Genomic DNA, 18,717 nt, shown 5'->3' with positions numbered 1-18,717 from the left:
TTGGACTGGCGGCACAGCGCTTTTGAGCCAGCGACGCGGCTTGCTTAACGAAGCGTAAGAGTAGGGTAGTCACATTCGACTCTTCCGCTTCGCTACTACCTTCAGAGCGACGCTATCCCGCCGCCTTCTGCGGATTCAACAGAGCAGTGCCGTCGATTTGTGGCTCCCGTCGGACGTGATAGAGGGAGGTAATCTCCGTATTCACGCCGTCATCATCCGGATCAGGTGGGTGCTTTCGGACGATGGCGTATGCACCGTGATTCTCGATGTCGAGGACCTCCCCTGCCGCGTTCGCCTCGATTTCTTCTTCGATCGGCGTTCGGAGTGCATCGATGCGCTGCTCAACGTACGACAGGAGGGATTTCAATTCCGGGAGCTCCAGCGCGTCGATCCGCTGAATCAACGCCTCGGAGAGATCGTCCGGTGGCGTGGGCTCTCCATTCGAGTTCCCCATCGTCTTACCTCCGTCTGGGGGGAGCTGCGAAGTCATCCAGTTTGCGTGCCCATTCAGTCGAGGGACCCGACGGAGACCGTTTGAATCCGAATCTCCGACAGGGATTCCGACGGACCGTTCGCTTCCCCGAATCACTCAGCGAATTCACACTGGTTGCTGGCGCGGTGAAGGTGGTTTCTGAAGTCATATACGAAGCCATATTGCGAACCAATAAATAATCTCGGTATTAGCAAACGATAGCGTAGTATCTACGTGATTTATTTTCTATTCGTTTGTTACCGGCCTTAGACCCTCTCCCACAGAATTTTCGTAGTTTAGGGGAAGATACAGAGGAGCGCAATAAGAACATCCACCGAGAACTCAAACAGTCACGTAACGGTAATATAAAAGAGCCTGTGGAGTCAATCGCGTCGTATAAATATGCCCGTTCAAATCGATTCAGTCGACGAGCAAATCCTGTATTATCTGTCCCAGGAGGCGCGTCACACCTCTGCACCAGATATCGCAGAGAAAGTCGATGTCTCGGCACCGACGGTGCGAAACCGAATCCGACGCCTCGAGAAAGAAGGGGTGATTCGAGGCTACCACGCCGACATCGATTATCAAAAGGTCGGTGGGCGGCTAACCAATCACTACGTCTGTAGTACAGGGAATCGGGACCGCGAGGAGATGGCCCAACGCGTTCTCGATATCCCAGGCGTGATCAACGTCCGAGAGATCATGTCCGGAAAAGGCGACCTCCGGATTACGGTCGTCGGGACGGATACCGATGACCTCACGCGTATTGCGCAGGGAATCACGTCACTCGGAATCGAGATCGACGACGAGGACCTAGTTCACAGAGAATACTTCCGCCCGTACGCCCCATTCGGGCCCCGCGACGAAGAAGGAGCATCACCAGTGACCGGCGTCGCGGGGCTTGCGGGCGACGCCGATGTCGTCGAAATCATCGTGCGAGAGGAGGCTCCAATCGCCGGGAAAACACTCCAAGAAGCGAACGAAGAGGAGCTCATCCCCTCCGATGTGCTTGTTGTCCGAATCAACCGTGACGAGGGGACCATCACCCCAACGGGAGAGACGTTGATCAAGGAGGACGATTTCGTCACGATCCATTCACGCTCAGGAGTAACTGAAGAGACACTCGAAGCCTTCACTGGCGACTAAGACAGGATCTGAGGGTTCACGGGCGGGCTCGATGGTTCGCGTCAGTGACTTTTTTCTGGCGCCGGCGATGGGTGCCGGCGCACAGGCGTCGGCGGTGATCGATGTCGACACGAAGTCAACTCCGATTCATCCAACGGAGCGAGACCGCAGGCGACCAGTCCGATACCGACCGCATCGCACAAATCTACCGCCACTCGGACGGGTATCCCGATAGCGTCCTCCATGACCTGGACCAGCTGAAGCAGCTGCTTGACGAGACACGAACAGAGCGCGGGGCTGCGTACGCCGCTGCCCAGTTCCTGTTCCTCGACACGCTCTCGACGATGACCCTCTACGTGGACGAAGGGCGTGACCGGAGCATCCACGCTGACCAACCCTCGGAGCTCCTCGACCCGGACAATATGGAGCACCTCGACCAGCCGATGTTCCTACTCGGACACGGCGTCGAGAATCCGGCCGACGGCATCCACGGCGACGAAGAGTACCTCTACGTCGTCGAACTCCCGACACGGAATCCGTTCGAGGAGCCGTCCGAGTGGACCGTCAGAGTGAGTGGTCACTCCGCCTTCCCGCGCTGGGATGGTCCGACCGAGGAAGCCTCCGATCGGGCTAGCTGGCAGTTTGAAGGACCGCTCTCGGCCGCCGTCGACGAACTACTAGCCCAACCAAGCTAATCGTTAATTGGACACTCCCAAGGATCGAGTTCTGAAGAGAAGGAGCACCCAGTATAGGATTCTTCGGAACGAATGGTTTGCAGATTGCTACTGAAAGTTACGAATCCGTCGTCGAGCTCGAGAATCCAATACCTGCTGTGCATAGAGTGAATCCTCTCGGTCGCTTTCCGCGACCCATTCAAACGCTTGGCGAGAAATTTGTTTCATCAGTAGCTCACCGTTTTCGATTTTCCAGCCAAACGGTTCTTTAGGGTCTAATCCCCGCTCTCGAAGGATTTCGTCGTCGACACGCAGAGCCATAACGAGGTCGTCCCCGTATTCAGCTGCTTGTTCCGGGCTCAGCACCAAGTTATCGAGGTGTTCATCGCTGTTCGGCTTGGGCGTCATCCACTCGACGGTCCACTCATCTCCGACCTGATTGGAAGGCATACCTGTAGAATAGTCGTTGCTCGATAAAATTGACAGGGGGAGCAAAGGGTCGTATCAGAACGAGGTGTTTGCGCTCAGAGCAGACCATTGCCAGGACAACAGAGAACAATACCCGTTTTAATCGATAAGTCCGATTGGTCCAGTATGGATTACGTGGATGAGCCGCCGGAAACAGAAAATCCTGTAATGGTGATTCGGATAACAGCGAAATGTACCCTCTGCGAAACCGCTGAGCGGTGTGATTCACCTGGCGAAACAAAAGAGTGGGCGAGAGATCATCAACATCCTCGAGACTTTATTGAATACCGTCGGACCTGGGCCGAGCGATAACCAATTCGACACCTCGATACTCAGATTACACCTCCAAGTGCGAGGATGCCAAGCAGTAGTAGAACAGCCGTAACTACTCCCCCACCAGCAGTGAGGAGCTTATTCTCCATCACCTTCTCGTGGATCAGCATCGCGGCGTACTCCTCACGGAAGGCCTCGAGATTCTCCTCGTCGTAGAAGTACTTCGTCTTCAATGCGAACCGTTCCGTCACCGCGCAGCCCGTACAGACCGGTTCGCCTTCCAGCCGCTCCGTTTTGGTGTGGCTGGAGCAGGCGATGGCCCCGCAGTTCGGACAGTAGGTGTACGTCTCGGTGACGCCACTCGTGTCACAGTGGACGCACTGATGGATGCCGTCCTCGGCGGTCACTCGTGACGGGCCTGCCGCGTAGTACTCGTAGGGGTAGGTGTACTCCTGGACGTCGGTAGTGTGCCGAACTTCCGGGAGGTACACTGGTTCGATCAACTGGACAGAGATGTCCGAGCGGTTCGGCTCACAGGTCTTGTTGTACGTGACGTTGTTGTCGCCGGTGTAGGTGACCGTCGTCGTGTGATGCTGCTGGAGGCGCTCGATGGCCCACTCCTTGTACTCCGTTTGCGTCTGCCCGAACCGCCGCTCCTCGACGTCGTCGAACACCTCTCCGAACTGCTCGGCGTCGAGATCGACCGTCGCGTGGAGGTTCTCGGTGACCAGCGTCGCGACGTCTTCATCGACGACCTGTGGCTGCCCGCGTTCGGCGTGGGCAACGAATCGGGTCCGGTCGTTGATCCGGTGGACGACGCCCACCGACGTCTCGAAAACGGCGTTCGTGTCCGCGGTGACCGCGACCACCGGGCGGAACGTCACCGATGAGTGTGGGTCTGGGAGGTCGGCGGCCTCGATGTTCTCGATGTCGCGGAACGCCTCCGTGACTGGCGCGTCGACGTCGGCGGCCGGATCGTACGGGCGGAGCGTCTCGTCGCAGAGAATCTCGATGCGCCCGTTGTAGAGGTCGAGGCCGATCTCGTCGGCGACCTCCCGGAGATCTTCGCCGTCGAGCAGCTCGATTGGGTGTGGGTCGTCGTTCTGCTGGAGGCGGTCGGCGTACTCCTGAGCAGGGTTAGTGAACCGGCCGGTCGTGACGACCATTCCGCGTTTCGGGCCGTCGAAGTCGAACGTCGCGATCGCCGAGTGAAGCTTCTGGACGACCGGCCGCCCGACTGTCCCCGTGTGCTTGCACTCGACGATGATCGCGCGCCGCGTGCCGTCGACGACCTCCTCCATAATGACGTCGCGACCCTCGTCAGCCGTGCGGTCGGCCTGGCGGACGTTCTCGTAGCCGAGGTTCCGGAACACGTCCTCCATCACGTCCTCGAACTCGAACCCCGAGATATCGTCCAGTACAGCCATCCTCAATTATGTGGACAGTACGTTGCAACTGCCAAATACGTTGCCGAACGCTACGCCATCCTGTTTGTTGAACCCCTGAGAGGGGGTGCGGGGGTCACCGAACCACCCGCGAGCAACGATGAACGGGAATGTACCTATGGCCAGTTCGGAATCCGTTTCAGTCGCATCGCCAGGTCAGGCTCACCGAGACGCAGTCGAATACGTCGGCTTCCGCGTCGACGGCCAAGCCGTCGTCCTGAACCTCTCGGAACATCGGCGACTCTCCCTCGAGCGCAGTCTGGACCTCGTCAACCACAGTCCGAGCGGGTTCGAGTGGGGGTACAGTGGTAGCGGGCCCGCCCAGCTCGCGTGCGCGCTCCTCCTCGACTACTACGACGATGAGCAGTTCGCCCGTGAGCACTACATCGCGTTCCGGAATCAGGTGGTCTCACAGCTGGAGTGCAACGGTGCCGCGGCGTGCTGGCACCTCCCCGGCGAGGAGATCGACGCCGCGATGGCGACCCTTACCGACGACGTCGTCGCCCTCGCCGACGGCGGACGGCCGTCACCGACGCTCCCCGAGAACTGGCGAGCCGTCTCTCGCCCTGATCGAAGAGTGTTCCAGCGCGCTGATCGCGACCACTACATCGTGCTCGGGGATGGAAGCGACGAGTGGCTGGTCGTGCTCTGCAGCCAGGGTGACCGGGCATATCCTGCCCCGCTCGCACATCGGACAGTTGTCGAGGAGGCTGACGTGGAACGGGTAATCCAAGAACTCGCCGATGAGAGCAACGACCTCATCGAACCCCCGGAGGGGGAGCACTGATGGAGACGCTTCGACTGGCGCGAGCCACCCATCAGCTCCTCGAACGTGGTGTCGAGGCGCTCGAGAAAATCGGGCGTGAACTGGAGCGGTACAACGACCGACAGGAGCGTACCGACGGAGACAGCTGAGGATGTGAGGACACTCTCAAGGTCGAATGGTAGTTCGTGAGACGTTGTTTTTGCGCCCGGGAGAGGGGCGCAGGGCGCGAGACGATGCAGTCGCACGTCGACGAGGATTCCTGAAGTGAGGTGACTGAGATGAAAGATCCAGAGTCCAGAACCATCTTCGCTGGCGTCGATGGACGTACCGACACCGAACTACCCGAGTGGTACCGAGAGCGTCATGGAGATGCAGACCCCGTGACCTTCGCCGAGGCGGTTCGTGATCTTCCGCAGGCCGTCGAAACGACCGTAGCGTACCAGAATCCGTACACCGACGAGTGGGTCGAGACGGAGCGGTTCAACGCGCTCGTCGAGCCGAGTCGGGCTCGGGAGCAGGCCCGAGATGAGGACGCGGAGACGGACCCGTTGTTCCACGTTCCCACTGACAGCTACTCGATCATCAACCCGGTCGACGTCTACGGGCCGCTAGAGGAGGTCCTCCGCGAGGAGACCATCGACGGGACCCCGCTGGGCGAGGTGATGTTCGGCGAGATTCGGCGCTACCGGGGCGGCGGCGAAGTCCATATGGACATCATGTTCGACGGCCTCGAGGTGCGCCTTCCCGGTCGGTCGGACCCAATTACGATGGGCGTCACGTCGGGCTACGACTTCTTCGGCGAGCACGCCGTCTACGTGGAGGGGTTCGCTCAGGATGGCTACTGCTCGAACACGATGCGCTCGCTCACCGACAAGGAGGTCATCAAACACGTCGGCGACGTCCGGAACTTCCGGACCTGGTGGGAGGAACTCCTCGCACAGGTCGAACTCGTCGCCGATGACCTCTTCGAGTTCATCCGAGACGCCCAGGACATCGAACTCGACTTCTCCGAACTCCCGTTCACCGTCACGGAGTTCTACACCCTGCTGGGGTTCCCGGACTATCTGGCCGAGCGTGCCGCCGACGATGCAGAAGCCAATGCGGCGTCCCCCTTCGAGATCGATATGTGGACGCTGCATTCCGGCGCGACGTACGCCCTCACCCACTTCTTCCAAGGGAAAGAGGGGCCATCCCTCGATCAGTACGTCCGCATCGCCAACGACATCCTGTTCAATCCGGAAGGCACGATCGAGCGCGTCGAGCAGGCCTACGAGCAGCAGTTAGAGGCGGACGGCGACGACGGGTCACAGGCGTCGCTAGCTGGCGAACGAGCGCTGGCCAGCATCGAGCGCGTCAGCGACGACCTGCAGGAGAAAGTCGAGCAGTTCGAAGAGCGAGAGGACGCGCTGCGCGAGCGGTTCCAAAAGGCGATGGCCTGACGCCGCGTCGGTGATGTAGTCATCTGTTCTGTTTTTCTCGCCCTGGATGGGTGGAGGGCTACCGAGATGGAACAGTCCACGATTAGCGACGGGAGTGACGACGAATTCCCACCTGAGAAGCGTCTTGAAGCACCGAATTACCGATTGATCAAGGCCGGTATCGCGACGATCCCGGATATGGAAACCCTCCAAGAGTGTGTTGCCTACGAGAACGCCCACCAGAATCGGACGCAAATCCTGCGCCGGCTCAAGTGGAAGGCTGAAGAGCTACGTGAGGACAAATAGTAAGCTCTGGTCTTAACCAACATACTCCGCGTAGGTTCCCCCTTTTGTTGGTTAACAGGCTGTGCCTCGGTTTTTCGGGCCCCTGAAAGGGTGCGGGGCAGCCAGCAGCGGCCTCGCGAGCCTAATCATGTCCCTCGAGCTGAGCTCCAGCGCCAGCACCGCCCGTGAAATCGCCGCCGCCAGACAAGCAGACTATGTGGCGTTTCTGCATCGAGCGCCGTTTGTCGTCGACGCTGTCGAACTCGGCTTCCTTCCCGGGTTTCGCGAGGATTGTGGGTACCAAGAGACGCAGTATCAGAACCTCAGCCTTCCCGTTGGGATGCTCGACAACGATTTCCGAAATCCCGATCTGGAGCGGTTCGTTGACCGCTTCTTCGAGCACGAACCAGAGGTCGGGGTCATCGGGGACATCGACGAAATCGACGACGTCGACGCCCACGTCGCTGCGGCTCGTGAGATCCAAGCGAGCTATCCCGAGGCCGAGCTCATCGTCGTTCCGAAGTCGCGAGCGGTGATCGACGCGATACCCGAGACCCTCGTCCTCGGGTATTCACGGGGATACGCCGACCGACTGGCCCACGATTTCTCCGATCCAGCCGATTGGAGAGGGCGGCGCGTCCACATCCTTGGAGGGAGTCCGCCCAAGCAGCTCGACGCCATTCGACAGCTGACCAGACCGACACTCACGGACGAGCCACCAGCCGACATCGTCGGCGTCGACTGGAACGGGCTGCATCGCGGCGCACAATTCGGTGAGTTCTGGACGGCCGACGGCTGGGACGACAGCGGTCGCGACACCGACCACGTCACCGTGCGAAAGACGGTGCGCCACAGCCTCGCTCGCGTCCGTGAGTTTTGGAGGACCCACGGAATCTGGCCCGAAACGACACCGCAAGTCGAGGGGCTCGACGTCGAGTACGAGGGACCGAGTCCTGCCGATCTCGAGGACGCCGCCTGTACCGAATGCGGGACGAACGTCTGGCGAACTCGCCGCGGCCCGTACGTGGCCGAATACGATACCGGCGCAATCTGTGGATACTGCAGCTACGAGTGCTACTTCAGCCACCGTCATCGAAACAACCTGGAGGAGATCGCCGGCGAACAGAGCGTCTACCTCCCGCCGGCGTGACTTCGCGACCTGTTTTTCGTGCCCCCAGAAAGGGCGAGGGCTCCTTCGAAAGCTCTCAGAGGTGACTTCCAGTGAGTCAACAACAGCGTCCTGACAACGTCTCGATCGACGAGATCCCGGTCGATATCGACAACACGCAATCAGCGGAGGTCGATCCCGCCGACGTCCCCGACGAAATCGAATCTATCACCCGTGGGCTCGCCGGTGAGCAGCCGCCGACGAATCCGTTGGTCGTGCTGAAAGCGGCCCGGTGGTGGTACATTCACGGCAAGGGCGGCACGGATCCCGCCTTCCAGTGGGCCATCGAGTGGGCGCGTCATCTTGCGACCGACACGCCCAGTGACGTCGAGCAGTTCGACGAGTTCCTCGAGTACCTCGTTACGGTCGGCTTTGCAGACGAACGTCACGAGCTCCGCTAACCGACAGAGCGGTTTTTTGGACGCCCCTGAGGGGTGCGGCGCGGTCTGAACAGACGCAGTCGCCGTGAATTCGATTCGGTGGTCACGATGTCTACGACCAGAGACTCGTCGGTCTCCTTCGACCAGACCGACACGCGATCAGACGAGATGAACAGTACCATCGAACAGTGGATCGACGACCTTGTCGCCGGCGTCGACGACGCGCAGGCCAGCGAAGAGTTCCAAGAGTGGCTCGATGTCCAGAGTCGTTTCCACGACTACTCCTACCGGAACACGCTCCTCATCAAGCGACAGTGTCCCGAGGCGAGCCGGGTGGCTGGCTACCGGACGTGGCAGGAGGAGTTCGACCGCCACGTCAAGGAGGGTGAGTCGGCCATCTGGATCTGGGCGCCGATCATCACCAAGCAGTGCCCGGAATGCGAGAACTCGCCGAGCTACCACGAGGACAGTGACTGTGAGTACGACGAGACGCCGCCCGAGGAGTGGTCCGAGGGCCTGGTGGGGTTCAAGCCCGCGCCGGTGTTCGACGTCTCCCAGACCGAAGGTGAGCCGCTTCCCGACCTGGACACGGAAGCGACTGGGGACGCCGGCGACCTCGTCGAACAGTTGACTGGCGCCGCTGACGACATCGGCGTGACGGTGCGGATCGTTCCAGCCGAGGAGTGGACCCACGGCGAGGCGAAGGGCATCTGCGAGCAGCTGAGTCTCGTCGACGTTCAGCCGCTCGTCGAGGTGCGTGATCTGGAGAACGAGGCCGACCTCGCGCGAACGCTGATTCACGAGTACGCTCACGCCCTGCTCCACTTCGACGTCGACGACGACACCGAACGGGCGAAACGCGAGGTCGAGGCCGAAGCCGTCGCCTACGTCGTCGGGCGTTACTGTGGGTTGGACACCAGCGGGTCGGCGTTCTACCTCGCTGCGTGGGAGTCGGATAACCCCGAGGTCGTTCGCGAGCGGCTCGGACGGATCAGTTCCACAGCAGAAGATCTCATCGACTTGCTCGAAAGCGAATCTTCGTCCCAATCCAGTTAACCAACAGAGTGATGGATTCCTTCCGCTCTGTTGGTTAATTTTTTCAGCGCCCGCGGAGGGGCGGAGGCGCGTTCTGACCTCCGTCGAATGATGACTGAACCCTATCTCACGACGGTCCTCGAGGAAGCCGAGCACGTCGCCGAGCAGCACGATCAGGTCGCGCGAACGACAGACAACCAAGCCCACGAGTACCTCCGATACGCCGTTCTTCGGGTGCTTGAAGGCGAGGCGGACCACCTCCCAGCAGACTGGACGCCGATCAACGGCGTGACCGTCGGCTACGGGAGCGACGAGGCGATGTACGACAGCTGGAGCTCCAGCGAAGACTGGTGGGAGACCGTCCCGCCGCAGGAGGCGTGTACCCGCTTCCGGGTGTTCTTCCCGGACGACCACCAGACAGTTCCCCGTGACATCGTCGACGTGATGGCTGCGCTGGGTGCCTGGCGCGTCTGGACTGGGTGCGCAGCCGCGTGCGGCTCCTACGACCATCGCGAGCGCCGCGAGGTCCACTACCTGTGGCCGGAAGGCCATCCGGTGGAGGAAGTGCTCCACGAGCGGCTCAGGGGGCCTGCGGAAGCCGTCGCTCCCGACGGTGGCCGAACGGGCGACGTTCGCGACCGACTGGTCGTCGACGAGAACGCACAGTCGGAGGACGATCTTGAGCCCCGCACGAAGCGTGCCGTCGCCGAAGCGATGGACGTCTCACTCCTCTCGAAGGGTGGCCGCTACGAGGTACAGTCTGCGTCCGGGAACCGGTACGAAGTCGACGTCATCGACGAATCGTGTACCTGTCCCGACTGGCAGCAACGTTCACCCGAAGGCGGCTGCAAGCACCTGCGCCGCGTCGATCACGAGATCAAACGGGGCCGCGTTCCCCGACCAGACGGCCGCCTTCCCTCCCCGTAGTCGTGGCCAGACTACTCCACGGGACGGACTGTGTCGCCATCCCGACGGACCCGGTCGAACGTTGAGAGATACGCGATCCGGTCGTGAACCTCCTCGTCATCCAGCTCCAGTTCCGCGGCCAGTTCGTCGACGGTCATCGGTTCATCGAGTGCCTGGAGGACTTCGAGCCCCCGGTAGTACCTATTCGTGAGCTCTTGGACGCGGGCCTCGATCGGCGTGGTCACTCCGTACCGCTCCTCGAGTTCGACCAGGGCCTCGTTCGCGAACGTGGCGAACTGATCGTCACCCAGGCGTTCGATCTGGGCTTCGAGTTCATTCCGGACGACGTCGTAATCGAGGCCGGCCTGCACGAGCATATTCATGTCCTCGATGTCGTCATCGCGGCCTGCGATTGTCTTGAACAAGAAAATATCCTCGTTGCTGACCAGCCGGACCGTCAGTCGATCCGTGTCGAGGAACTGCTCGCTGCGCTCTTGCATCCCGTCGGTGAGCACGAGCTTGTTCGCGACCTGCTGGTTGAAGATGTCGAGGCGACACCCGTCGTCGTTCTCGACGCAGCTCGTCGCGCCAAGCGCCCGGTAATCTGGATTCAGCGACTGGACCTCCGCATACCCGAGGTCCATCAGGACCGCCCACAGCTGACCGTATGCGTCGCCATCTGGGACGACCAGGTCGATATCTTTCGTCGCCCCCTTGAGGTCGCGCAGCGACATCGCGCCACCACCGATCAGGTAGACCGTGAGCGGGGCTGAGAGGCCATCCCCGATTCGCTGGAATTCGTTCTCGATGTACTCGCGTCCGAATGTTGGTCTCATTGTGGTAGTGGCACCTCGTAGTCAGCCGCCAGTTCCTGAAACTCGTCCCACTCCGGGAGCCGGTCGTCGTCGACCTCGCCGTGCGTCTCGAGGTAGCGGATCAGGGCGTCGATTTCGTCTTCGAGACCATACTTCGCCGCCTGCTCTCGGAGGTCCGCCTCGTCGACGTCGACGTGGCTGAGCAGGAGGAGACAGTATGAGCGGTGGCGGCTGCCGTCGTCGATCAGTAGCGTGTGACAGCAAAGTTCCGCCGGCGAGACTGCGTCGAGATCCTCGGAGTAGACGTAGTAGCGATGGCCGGTGAGCAGGAACTGGAGGTCGAAGGCCGCGAACCGAGCGAGGCCGGTTTCGTGGAACCCCTCTGCCTCGATCTCCGTCTCAACCTGGGCGAGGAATTCGTCGTAGTCCTCCCAGAGAATCGTGCCCTTCGGGGCGACAGATTCGAGGCGTTGACGATGTAGATGGTGTGCGAGTTCACGGGCGAACTCGTGGAGGCGGTCGAAGTCGGCGTTGAAGTCATAGCGGCCGTCGGCCGTCCCGACAAGCCCGCGGTCGCGAAACCGCTTGAGGACCCGGTTGACCGTGTTGCGGTAATTGTCGCTCCGGTCGGCGATCTCGGAGACGGTTCGCGGCTGGTCGAGGTAGTACAGCACCTCGAGTGCCTTCCCGGTCAGCAGCTCGGGGAACTCGATGTGGGAGTGCCGGCGGACGAGGTCCTGATAGAGCTCGACGGCGCGAGCATCCGACGGGACGATGCGTTTTCGACGGCCGTCGCGTTCCGTGTAGACGAGTCCCTTCTCGACGAGGTCGGCGACGGCACGGGAGAGGTAGCTCTCGCTGTGGTCGAGCTTCGTCGCGAGTTCGGAGATCGTGTCGCCGCGGTCAACCGTGGCGAGGACCTCGAGTTCGATGCGCCGGAGCACGGTGTAACATAGTACGAAACTTGTATATAAAGAAGTTTCGAGTAATGTTACAGCCAACAGGCACAAGAGTCGTCTCCATCGTCTTAACCAACAAAACTATGGATTCGTGGGACGTGTTGGTTAACACGAGAGTAGCCGATGTCCTACGAACCCCCGACCCCACCGGCGAACCTCCCGACGGAGATCGTCAACACGCTCAACGAGTCGGACCCGGAGCAGCTCCGAGACGTTGCGACGTACGCTGAAGCGCTCGCCGAGCACAAGGAACGAGAGGCCCGTCTCGAGGAGTCGGCAGATCAAGAAGAGGTCGAAGAGCGACCGGACGATCTCCCGGACGACGTCCCTGTAAAAGCGACGATCACGATCAAGGAAATCAACGACAATCGCTACTACTACTGGCAGTGGCGGGAGGGAGAGAAGATTCGTTCTCAGTACAAGGGTCCGGTCAACCCGGACGAGTAAAACTCGATGATGGAGGACACCCACCCCACGTTTCCGTCGTAACTGGATGTTGGTGGAGGGGGTGACGCTGATTTCGAAGGGACCACACCCCCCGCGTTTCCGTCGTTTCTCCACGACGGCGTAGGGAGAGACTACGATAGTGCAATACAGCCACTAATTCTGTTGACCTAGAACGAATCTAGAGATGAACTAACTTCTACAATACATAGATTAAAGTGGTATAGCTGAGAAACGCTCATTAAGTGTACTTCGACCAAAGAGGGGGCGAAGTACTTCGCCCCCTCAAATGAAACGATCCTTTCTAGCTGCTTCTGTAGACGGCCAGTATTGGACGGCTAGGCCGCTCTCGTCTTTGGTATCTCGTCGTAGATGTCTTCTTCGAGTCCCCTCCCCACCTGTTCGGTGATTACGACGGAAACGTGGGGTGTGTGGGTTCGGGATTCGACATCGAGGCGACGCTTCCGTCTACGGGTTTCCTCTCTCACGTCGGAAACGCGGCTATATTGTCAGCAATCCAATTCCACCGAATTACGGTATTTTCCGGCTGATATCGGACAAGGAACGTCGGAAACGTGGGGTGGCGTTCTCCACTAGATTTATACTCCCCCCGCTCACACCGTGTGATATTCAATGACGCCCGACTCTTCACCCAGTTCTGTCGACGATCCACTCTTTGAATCCGGGCATCGTATCTTCGCGAACAAGGATCTCCTGAAAATCGGCCACGTTCCGGAGGCTGACCGGATCGTCGGTCGCGACGAGGAAATCTCGAAGCTCGCGAAACGTCTCAACGGTGCTGTCCACGGGTACTCCCCGGAAAACGTGATGATCTACGGGAAAACGGGGACCGGTAAATCTCTCGTTTCGAAACACGTCTGCCAACGAGCTCAGAATGCCGCTCAGGATGGCGTCGAGATTGGAACCGCGTATATCGACTGTGCTGAAGACAACACGGAGACTCAAGCAATCTCCTCACTGGCCGCGAAGCTGAACGATGAATCTTCGACTGGAATCTCCGTCCCCCATACCGGCCTCAGTACGTCGAAATACTACAAACTCCTCTGGAAGACGCTCGACGCTCAATTCGATTCTGTGATCATCATCCTCGACGAGATCGATCTGATGAACGACGACAGCGTGCTGATGAAGCTCTCGCGCGCTGAGGAGGCGGGAAAAATCGACTGTAGCGTCGGTGTCATCGCGATCAGCAACAAGATCCAGTACGTCGACAACGTGAACGAGCGCGTGAAAAGCAGCTTCCAGCACAAGGAGCTGTTCTTCAAGCCATACGACGCCAACCAGTTACGGGAGATTATGTTCAACCGTGAGGACGCCTTCCAGGACGGCGTCCTTTCCGAGGACGTGATTCCGCTCTCGGCGGCCTTCGCCGCGCAGGAGCACGGTGACGCTCGGAAGGCGATCGACATTCTTCGCCACGCCGGGGAGGTCGCCTACGAGGCCGGAGCAGAGCAGGTGACGGAGGAACACGTCCGCCAGGCACAGCAGCACGCCGAAAAGGACCGGTTCAGAGAACTCGTGAACGGCGCACCCACGCAGGCGAAGGCGGCGTTGCTGGCGCTCACGGAGCTGAGTGTCAACAGCAACGACGATGCGTTCCTAACGAGTCGGGTGTACGACCAGTACGAACGCATCTGCAACCATCTCGATATGGATATCCTCTCCGTCCGCCGGTTCCGCGACATCCTGAAAGAGCAAGCCTTCCTCGGGGTTGTCGAAATCGAGAAGATCAACAAGGGGAGTGCGGGCGGCATCCACCTCCAGAACCGACTCATCGAAGATCCCCAGGTCGTCCGCGAAACGATCCTCGAGGACAGCCGGATGCAGGATTGGACTCGCGAGTAGTGACCCCCTACTACTGAGTGGGTGCGGACGACGGAAATCCGGGGTGGGGCGTGAGGAAACGACGGAAACGAGGGGGGTCGAAAATTACGTCGGAAACGTGGGGTTGGATCGAAACGACGGAAACCAGGGGTGGGGTCCACTACGACAGTTCGTTGGAGGCTCCGAACGAGGTCAAAACGGCGTCCCTCTCACCGGAGAGCTCTCGGCGAATATCGGTTCGGTCCCACCCGAGCGGTGAAAGCACGCTCTCGACTGCTCTGACCAGCTGCGTCTCGTAGTACGAGGCGTCGTGGGTCTCGATCTCCTCGTGGGCGAGGGCGACCCGGTCTCGCGAGGATTTCTCGTCGTCGACGACCACGTACTCGATATCCTGGCCTGGGTGGACTGCCAGGTCCTGTTCGCGGGCTCGCTTCAAGGCGGCCACGTTCTGGGTATTCTGTGAGTAGCCTTCCAGGGGCTTGGAGACACGGTTCCGCCCGGCGAGCCGCTCTACTGCTACGGTGCCCGCCTGCAGTTTGTCGATTGCTCGTTCGAGACGCCCGAGCACCGCGTCCGGTGACCGCGTGGCATCGAGCCGGTCGAGACAGTCCCGCTGGACATCCTCGATGAACGGCGGGGTTGAGCGCTGCCGGGCTTCGATACCTCTGATCTTGAAGTCGTCGTCACCGGCGACCTTCCCGAAGTACTTCGTCAGCGCGCCGGCGTCGCTCTCGCGCTGCGGGACGAACGCCACCCAGTCGTACTGAGCTTCGTGTTCGAGCCGAATCTCGACTTCTTCCGTGATTGCCGTCGCGAGCGTCTCGAGGTCCTCGCGGTCCTCGTCGTCGACGTCAGGGTCCGGCGTCACCCAGATGGAGTCGACGATGCCGTGGACGACCCGCCAGCCGCCAGCTTCCAGTCGCTGTTTCGCCGTCAGCAGAATTTCACGAGCGAACGCGTTGATCGCCTCGTGGCACTCGATGCGGCCGAACTTCGCGTTGCTGAACCCCTGATAGCCGAAGCAGGCGACGAGGATCCACTTCAACGCTCCCGACCGTCCCTCGAGTTCCGCCAGACGGTCCTCATCGGGATCGTCCCGTTCCTTCTCGCGACGGATGGCCGCCTTGATCTCGTCGCGAGCGTCGATGATCGGCTGTAGCACGTCGACGAGGTAGCCCCGGTCCTCGCAGATCGAGTACTCGAGGCCGGGGACGTCGTCGCGGTCGCGGTGGCAGCTACACCGGATGACGTCCGGCGAGACGTTCCGGGTACAGATGATGTTCGGATAGAGACTCGAGAAGTCGAGTTCGTGGACGTTCTCGTGGAGGCCGACCTCGGGTGCGAAGATGAAGCCGCCGCGGTCGGCGTCGTGGAGCGTCCTCATCGGCTTGTAGAACTCGTGGCGCCAGGAGTTCCACGGGACGAGGACACCGCGGTCGTGGGCCTCGCAGATCTGGATCGCCGTCAGCACGTTCCCGATCGACGCCCACGCGAGCTCCTGGACGGGCTTCTTTGAGCGCGACACGAGGTCGAGGACGCCGTCGAGGTTCGTCTCCCCGTAGAAGAACGTGTTCGACTCGTCGATAATCGCCCGGCCGGGCACGTTGTACCGCGCCGGCGAGTGGCCGACGCGGCCGTAGCTCGAGTACGTCGATCGGCTCGCGAGCTGCTGGTAGTCGATGTCCGGCCACCGACTCAGCGAGAAGTCGTCGACGCCGGCAGCCGTCGCCATTTCGTACAGGGTCGGGACGATCTCGCTGGTTGAGCAGACCAGGACGTCCGGATCGTGCGCTTCGAGTGCCCCTTGGACGGCGGTCAGAATATCCGTCGGCGAGCCGGTGACGGCGTCGCGGGCGACGGACAGTTTCTCGTAGACATCGTTGCTCGTTTCGGTCACCGGAACACTGAGCCGGAGCGTCGACAGCTCGCTCGCCGGCGTCGGATCGGCGCCGGTCTCCAGGCAGTACCGGAACTCTCGCGAAAAGTCCACGTTGAAACAGGCGAGATCCCCGACTGGATGGGCCGACAGCTGGCGCGCTTGACGAGCGAGTGGGGTGACGCGGTCGATGTGGGCGATGTCGACCGCGAGAACGGCCTCCTCGTCTCGTCGAAAGCCCGGCCGTCGCGCAACCATCTCGGTCGCGACGACGTCCGGGTGCTGGTCGTACACCGATTGGAGCGTTGTGAGGTCGAGGTCGGTCTCTGGGTCGCGAGCGGCGACGTAGAAGCGTGGGGTGTAGTCTTGGCGCTCGGTCGCGACGGCGCCGTCGGCGGTTGCCTCCCACTCCAGGACGCGGCCGTCGTCCAAGAAGTCGATACTGAACGGCATCTGTGGCTATTTTGCCTCTGCCGATTTGGACGATTGCGATTCTAATAAGCTGAGGCGTGTCGTTTCCGAGTTTCAACCGAATAGGTTTAATACGTCTCTAATATCCGATCTGGTCTTGTTTGGCGCGTACACTTTCTTTTCCGGATGGCTTTCCGGGAACACAGCCAAGTATTAACCAATAGATCCGGGTGCTGGCGTCATTTGTTGGTTAAGCACCGAATTTGATCGTCGTATATCTCATTTATATGCCAACAGAGCCCTTGGCCACCATCTCCATCCACCAAACCATACTCTGAGTATACACGGACCAAAGACTTATTTAGTATCTGGAGTATGGTATTAGTATATGAGGCCGAATGTTGACATTCCGTGGTCCATCCATGGGAGAATCAAGGAGCACGCAGAGCAGACCGACCAAACAATCGAGGAAGCGTATATTGAAACCCTTGAGAATGGAGTCAGCGATCTTCCCGAACAGCGGGGAGAGGTTACTCTTCCAAGTCCCGATTACAACGATTTTGGGCCACGACTTATTCGAACGCAAGGAACGGACTCACCGGACATTAATGACTCAGTAACGTTCCATCCGTTTTTCCACCTCGGTGAGAACTCAATGGAAATCCGAACACGGATGGATGATATGGATGTCGATGAGTTCACAGACCGATTGGCAAGACTCCACAACGTAGGAAGACTCAGCACGTCTTGGTTCACCGTTCATCAGCTGGGTGGGGCACTCGTCGGTCGGGGGCCTGCTAACCTTGTCACGGCTGTTCGAGAAGCCCACGCCAGGTTCGCTGATGAGGAAATTCCAACGTACAAGAATGGACACCTCATCTATATTGCCAACCTTGCCTACGAAGACGAGTACTTGCTTATCAGGGCAGAGATTCCCCGATCATCCCGTGACAAACAAGTACTTTCGAATGTCGAACTCCGGTTCATCACAGAAGGCGTTCCCGTCACTGGAGCACTCTATCAACGTCTGGCTCGCGCTTTTGGCTTTAATGAACTATTCAATGCCACGGCGTTCGATCTTCCACGAACCGGATTCAACGCACCAGAAGGTAGCACACCAGTTGTTACCGAACAAATCACCACGGAAGAGGAGAACTACGACGACCCAAGTGTTAACGGGCTTATCATCGAGAATCCATTGCAGAATAACGATGATCTCCTGTCTCATCTCAAATCGGAACTTAGTGGACCTGATCGGACCAAATCAGAGGCAGAACACCATATTGAGGTGTTAGCAAATTACGATGAGTTGTACTGTGATCTCACTCACAACCACGGACTGTCTGAGGACCGGGAGTATGAGTTCAAGGGATTATCTGCGACATACATCAAGCCCCTTTTCAACCGAAACAGTACGTGGAATCTTACAGCCAGCGTCAGCTGGTAATTTCAGTACGAAAATCGGTTGTGACGTGTTTCTTCAAATAGGACGCTCAATGTCTATGAGTAGAAATTCCGACTCTCAATCTAAAGATCTAGCCTTAGCAAAACTCTGGAATCGTGGAGATATAGCTCTCACTTGATGAGATCGAACGACTGTACCATGAAGTGGGAGTTTAAGTATCGTTATTGCCCTTCCTATTCGTGATCGTCGCAGCGAGACAGCCTCTCGTGGTCCTCTCCGCTCTTTTTGACCGCGGCTTCAAGCTTCTCAAGACGTTCCTCGTGGTCATCTAGGCGGACTTCTTGTTCGAGATCGATGCTGAGCAGCGCCGGCAGCAGCGGATTCTGGTGGTTCAACAGCCCGCTCGCGTCGGCGTGCTCGCGGGCGTACTCGAACAACCGGTCGAAGCGCGGCTGTTCGCGACGCCGCAGTGCCCGCCGGAACTCTGCCCAGCGCTCTTCGATGGCTCGCAGCGCATCTCGGTAGGTTGGGTTCGTACGCCCCATCG

At 59.7% G+C, this 18,717-nt stretch carries 20 protein-coding genes; 13 read left to right on the top strand and 7 right to left on the bottom strand.

Annotation, left to right across the window (positions count from 1 at the left end; translation table 11 throughout):
* Positions 1-112: 112 nt before the first annotated feature.
* Complete coding sequence (locus EXE45_RS09235; protein ID WP_199233609.1) at positions 113-454, bottom strand: hypothetical protein; 342 nt, start codon at positions 452-454, stop codon at positions 113-115.
* Between the two features lie 420 nt (positions 455-874).
* On the opposite strand from EXE45_RS09235, the gene EXE45_RS09230 reads away from it, so the two are divergent.
* Both EXE45_RS09230 and EXE45_RS09225 read left to right on the top strand, forming a co-directional pair.
* Positions 875-1,618 carry an Lrp/AsnC family transcriptional regulator gene (locus tag EXE45_RS09230; RefSeq protein ID WP_095637910.1) on the top strand — a complete coding sequence of 248 codons (744 nt, stop codon included), beginning with the start codon at positions 875-877 and terminating at the stop codon, positions 1,616-1,618.
* Positions 1,619-1,719: 101 nt separating this feature from the next.
* Entirely contained in the window at positions 1,720-2,292 is a 573-nt protein-coding gene (locus EXE45_RS09225; RefSeq protein ID WP_137694142.1) for a hypothetical protein, read from the top strand.
* Positions 2,293-2,379: 87 nt separating this feature from the next.
* Here EXE45_RS09225 and EXE45_RS09220 read toward each other — a convergent pair whose 3' ends face one another.
* Together EXE45_RS09220 and EXE45_RS09215 are read right to left on the bottom strand one after the other, a co-directional pair.
* The gene (locus tag EXE45_RS09220; RefSeq protein ID WP_137694141.1) at positions 2,380-2,721 is read right to left on the bottom strand and encodes a hypothetical protein; all 342 of its coding nucleotides are present in this window, start codon (positions 2,719-2,721) and stop codon (positions 2,380-2,382) included.
* Between the two features lie 350 nt (positions 2,722-3,071).
* Positions 3,072-4,439, bottom strand: coding sequence for a restriction endonuclease (locus EXE45_RS09215; RefSeq protein ID WP_137694140.1), 1,368 nt, complete (start codon positions 4,437-4,439; stop codon positions 3,072-3,074).
* 136 nt (positions 4,440-4,575) lie between these two features.
* On the opposite strand from EXE45_RS09215, the gene EXE45_RS09210 reads away from it, so the two are divergent.
* The 8 genes from EXE45_RS09210 (at position 4,576) to EXE45_RS09180 (ending at position 10,436) form a co-directional block, all read left to right on the top strand.
* Positions 4,576-5,244, top strand: coding sequence for a DUF6166 domain-containing protein (locus EXE45_RS09210; RefSeq protein WP_369333750.1), 669 nt, complete (start codon positions 4,576-4,578; stop codon positions 5,242-5,244).
* A complete protein-coding gene (locus tag EXE45_RS21700) occupies positions 5,244-5,372 on the top strand; it encodes a hypothetical protein (RefSeq protein ID WP_255518340.1) in 129 nt (42 codons plus the stop codon). The genes EXE45_RS09210 and EXE45_RS21700 overlap by 1 nt, the downstream gene beginning before the upstream one ends.
* Positions 5,373-5,501: 129 nt before the next feature.
* On the top strand, positions 5,502-6,662 hold the full coding sequence (locus EXE45_RS09205; protein ID WP_137694138.1) for a hypothetical protein: 1,161 nt from the start codon (positions 5,502-5,504) through the stop codon (positions 6,660-6,662).
* A 66-nt stretch (positions 6,663-6,728) separates the two neighbouring features.
* Positions 6,729-6,947 (top strand): hypothetical protein, encoded by a 219-nt coding sequence (locus EXE45_RS09200; protein WP_137694137.1) that lies wholly within the window; start codon positions 6,729-6,731, stop codon positions 6,945-6,947.
* 127 nt (positions 6,948-7,074) lie between these two features.
* Entirely contained in the window at positions 7,075-8,076 is a 1,002-nt protein-coding gene (locus EXE45_RS09195) for a DUF6610 family protein (protein ID WP_137694136.1), read from the top strand.
* A 71-nt stretch (positions 8,077-8,147) separates the two neighbouring features.
* A complete protein-coding gene (locus EXE45_RS09190; RefSeq protein WP_137694135.1) occupies positions 8,148-8,495 on the top strand; it encodes a hypothetical protein in 348 nt (115 codons plus the stop codon).
* 87 nt (positions 8,496-8,582) lie between these two features.
* Positions 8,583-9,530 (top strand): ArdC-like ssDNA-binding domain-containing protein, encoded by a 948-nt coding sequence (locus EXE45_RS09185; RefSeq protein WP_137694134.1) that lies wholly within the window; start codon positions 8,583-8,585, stop codon positions 9,528-9,530.
* Positions 9,531-9,620: 90 nt separating this feature from the next.
* On the top strand, positions 9,621-10,436 hold the full coding sequence (locus tag EXE45_RS09180) for a hypothetical protein (RefSeq protein ID WP_137694133.1): 816 nt from the start codon (positions 9,621-9,623) through the stop codon (positions 10,434-10,436).
* Positions 10,437-10,447: 11 nt separating this feature from the next.
* Here EXE45_RS09180 and EXE45_RS09175 read toward each other — a convergent pair whose 3' ends face one another.
* Positions 10,448-11,251 (bottom strand): DUF6036 family nucleotidyltransferase, encoded by an 804-nt coding sequence (locus EXE45_RS09175; protein WP_137694132.1) that lies wholly within the window; start codon positions 11,249-11,251, stop codon positions 10,448-10,450.
* Complete coding sequence (locus EXE45_RS09170; protein WP_137694131.1) at positions 11,248-12,174, bottom strand: MarR family transcriptional regulator; 927 nt, start codon at positions 12,172-12,174, stop codon at positions 11,248-11,250. The genes EXE45_RS09175 and EXE45_RS09170 overlap by 4 nt, the downstream gene beginning before the upstream one ends.
* A gap of 138 nt (positions 12,175-12,312) precedes the next feature.
* On the opposite strand from EXE45_RS09170, the gene EXE45_RS09165 reads away from it, so the two are divergent.
* Entirely contained in the window at positions 12,313-12,636 is a 324-nt protein-coding gene (locus EXE45_RS09165) for a hypothetical protein (RefSeq protein ID WP_137694130.1), read from the top strand.
* Between the two features lie 630 nt (positions 12,637-13,266).
* Positions 13,267-14,499, top strand: a complete 1,233-nt coding sequence (gene orc4, locus EXE45_RS09160; protein ID WP_049908454.1) for a DNA replication protein Orc4 — start codon at positions 13,267-13,269, stop codon at positions 14,497-14,499.
* 139 nt (positions 14,500-14,638) lie between these two features.
* On the opposite strand, the gene EXE45_RS09155 is transcribed toward orc4, so the two are convergent.
* Positions 14,639-16,807 (bottom strand): type B DNA-directed DNA polymerase, encoded by a 2,169-nt coding sequence (locus tag EXE45_RS09155; protein ID WP_137694129.1) that lies wholly within the window; start codon positions 16,805-16,807, stop codon positions 14,639-14,641.
* Positions 16,808-17,153: 346 nt separating this feature from the next.
* Here EXE45_RS09155 and EXE45_RS09150 point away from each other — a divergent pair, with 346 nt between their 5' ends.
* Positions 17,154-18,212 carry a hypothetical protein gene (locus EXE45_RS09150; RefSeq protein WP_137694128.1) on the top strand — a complete coding sequence of 353 codons (1,059 nt, stop codon included), beginning with the start codon at positions 17,154-17,156 and terminating at the stop codon, positions 18,210-18,212.
* Positions 18,213-18,403: 191 nt separating this feature from the next.
* Here EXE45_RS09150 and EXE45_RS09145 read toward each other — a convergent pair whose 3' ends face one another.
* Positions 18,404-18,715 carry a hypothetical protein gene (locus EXE45_RS09145; RefSeq protein ID WP_137694127.1) on the bottom strand — a complete coding sequence of 104 codons (312 nt, stop codon included), beginning with the start codon at positions 18,713-18,715 and terminating at the stop codon, positions 18,404-18,406.
* Positions 18,716-18,717 lie beyond the last annotated feature (2 nt).

It is taken from the genome of Halorubrum sp. SP9, assembly GCF_005435015.1.
GTDB classification, from domain to species: domain Archaea; phylum Halobacteriota; class Halobacteria; order Halobacteriales; family Haloferacaceae; genus Halorubrum; species Halorubrum sodomense.
Note: the sequence above shows the minus strand (reverse complement) of the source record. Positions and strands in the feature narration are given on the sequence as shown.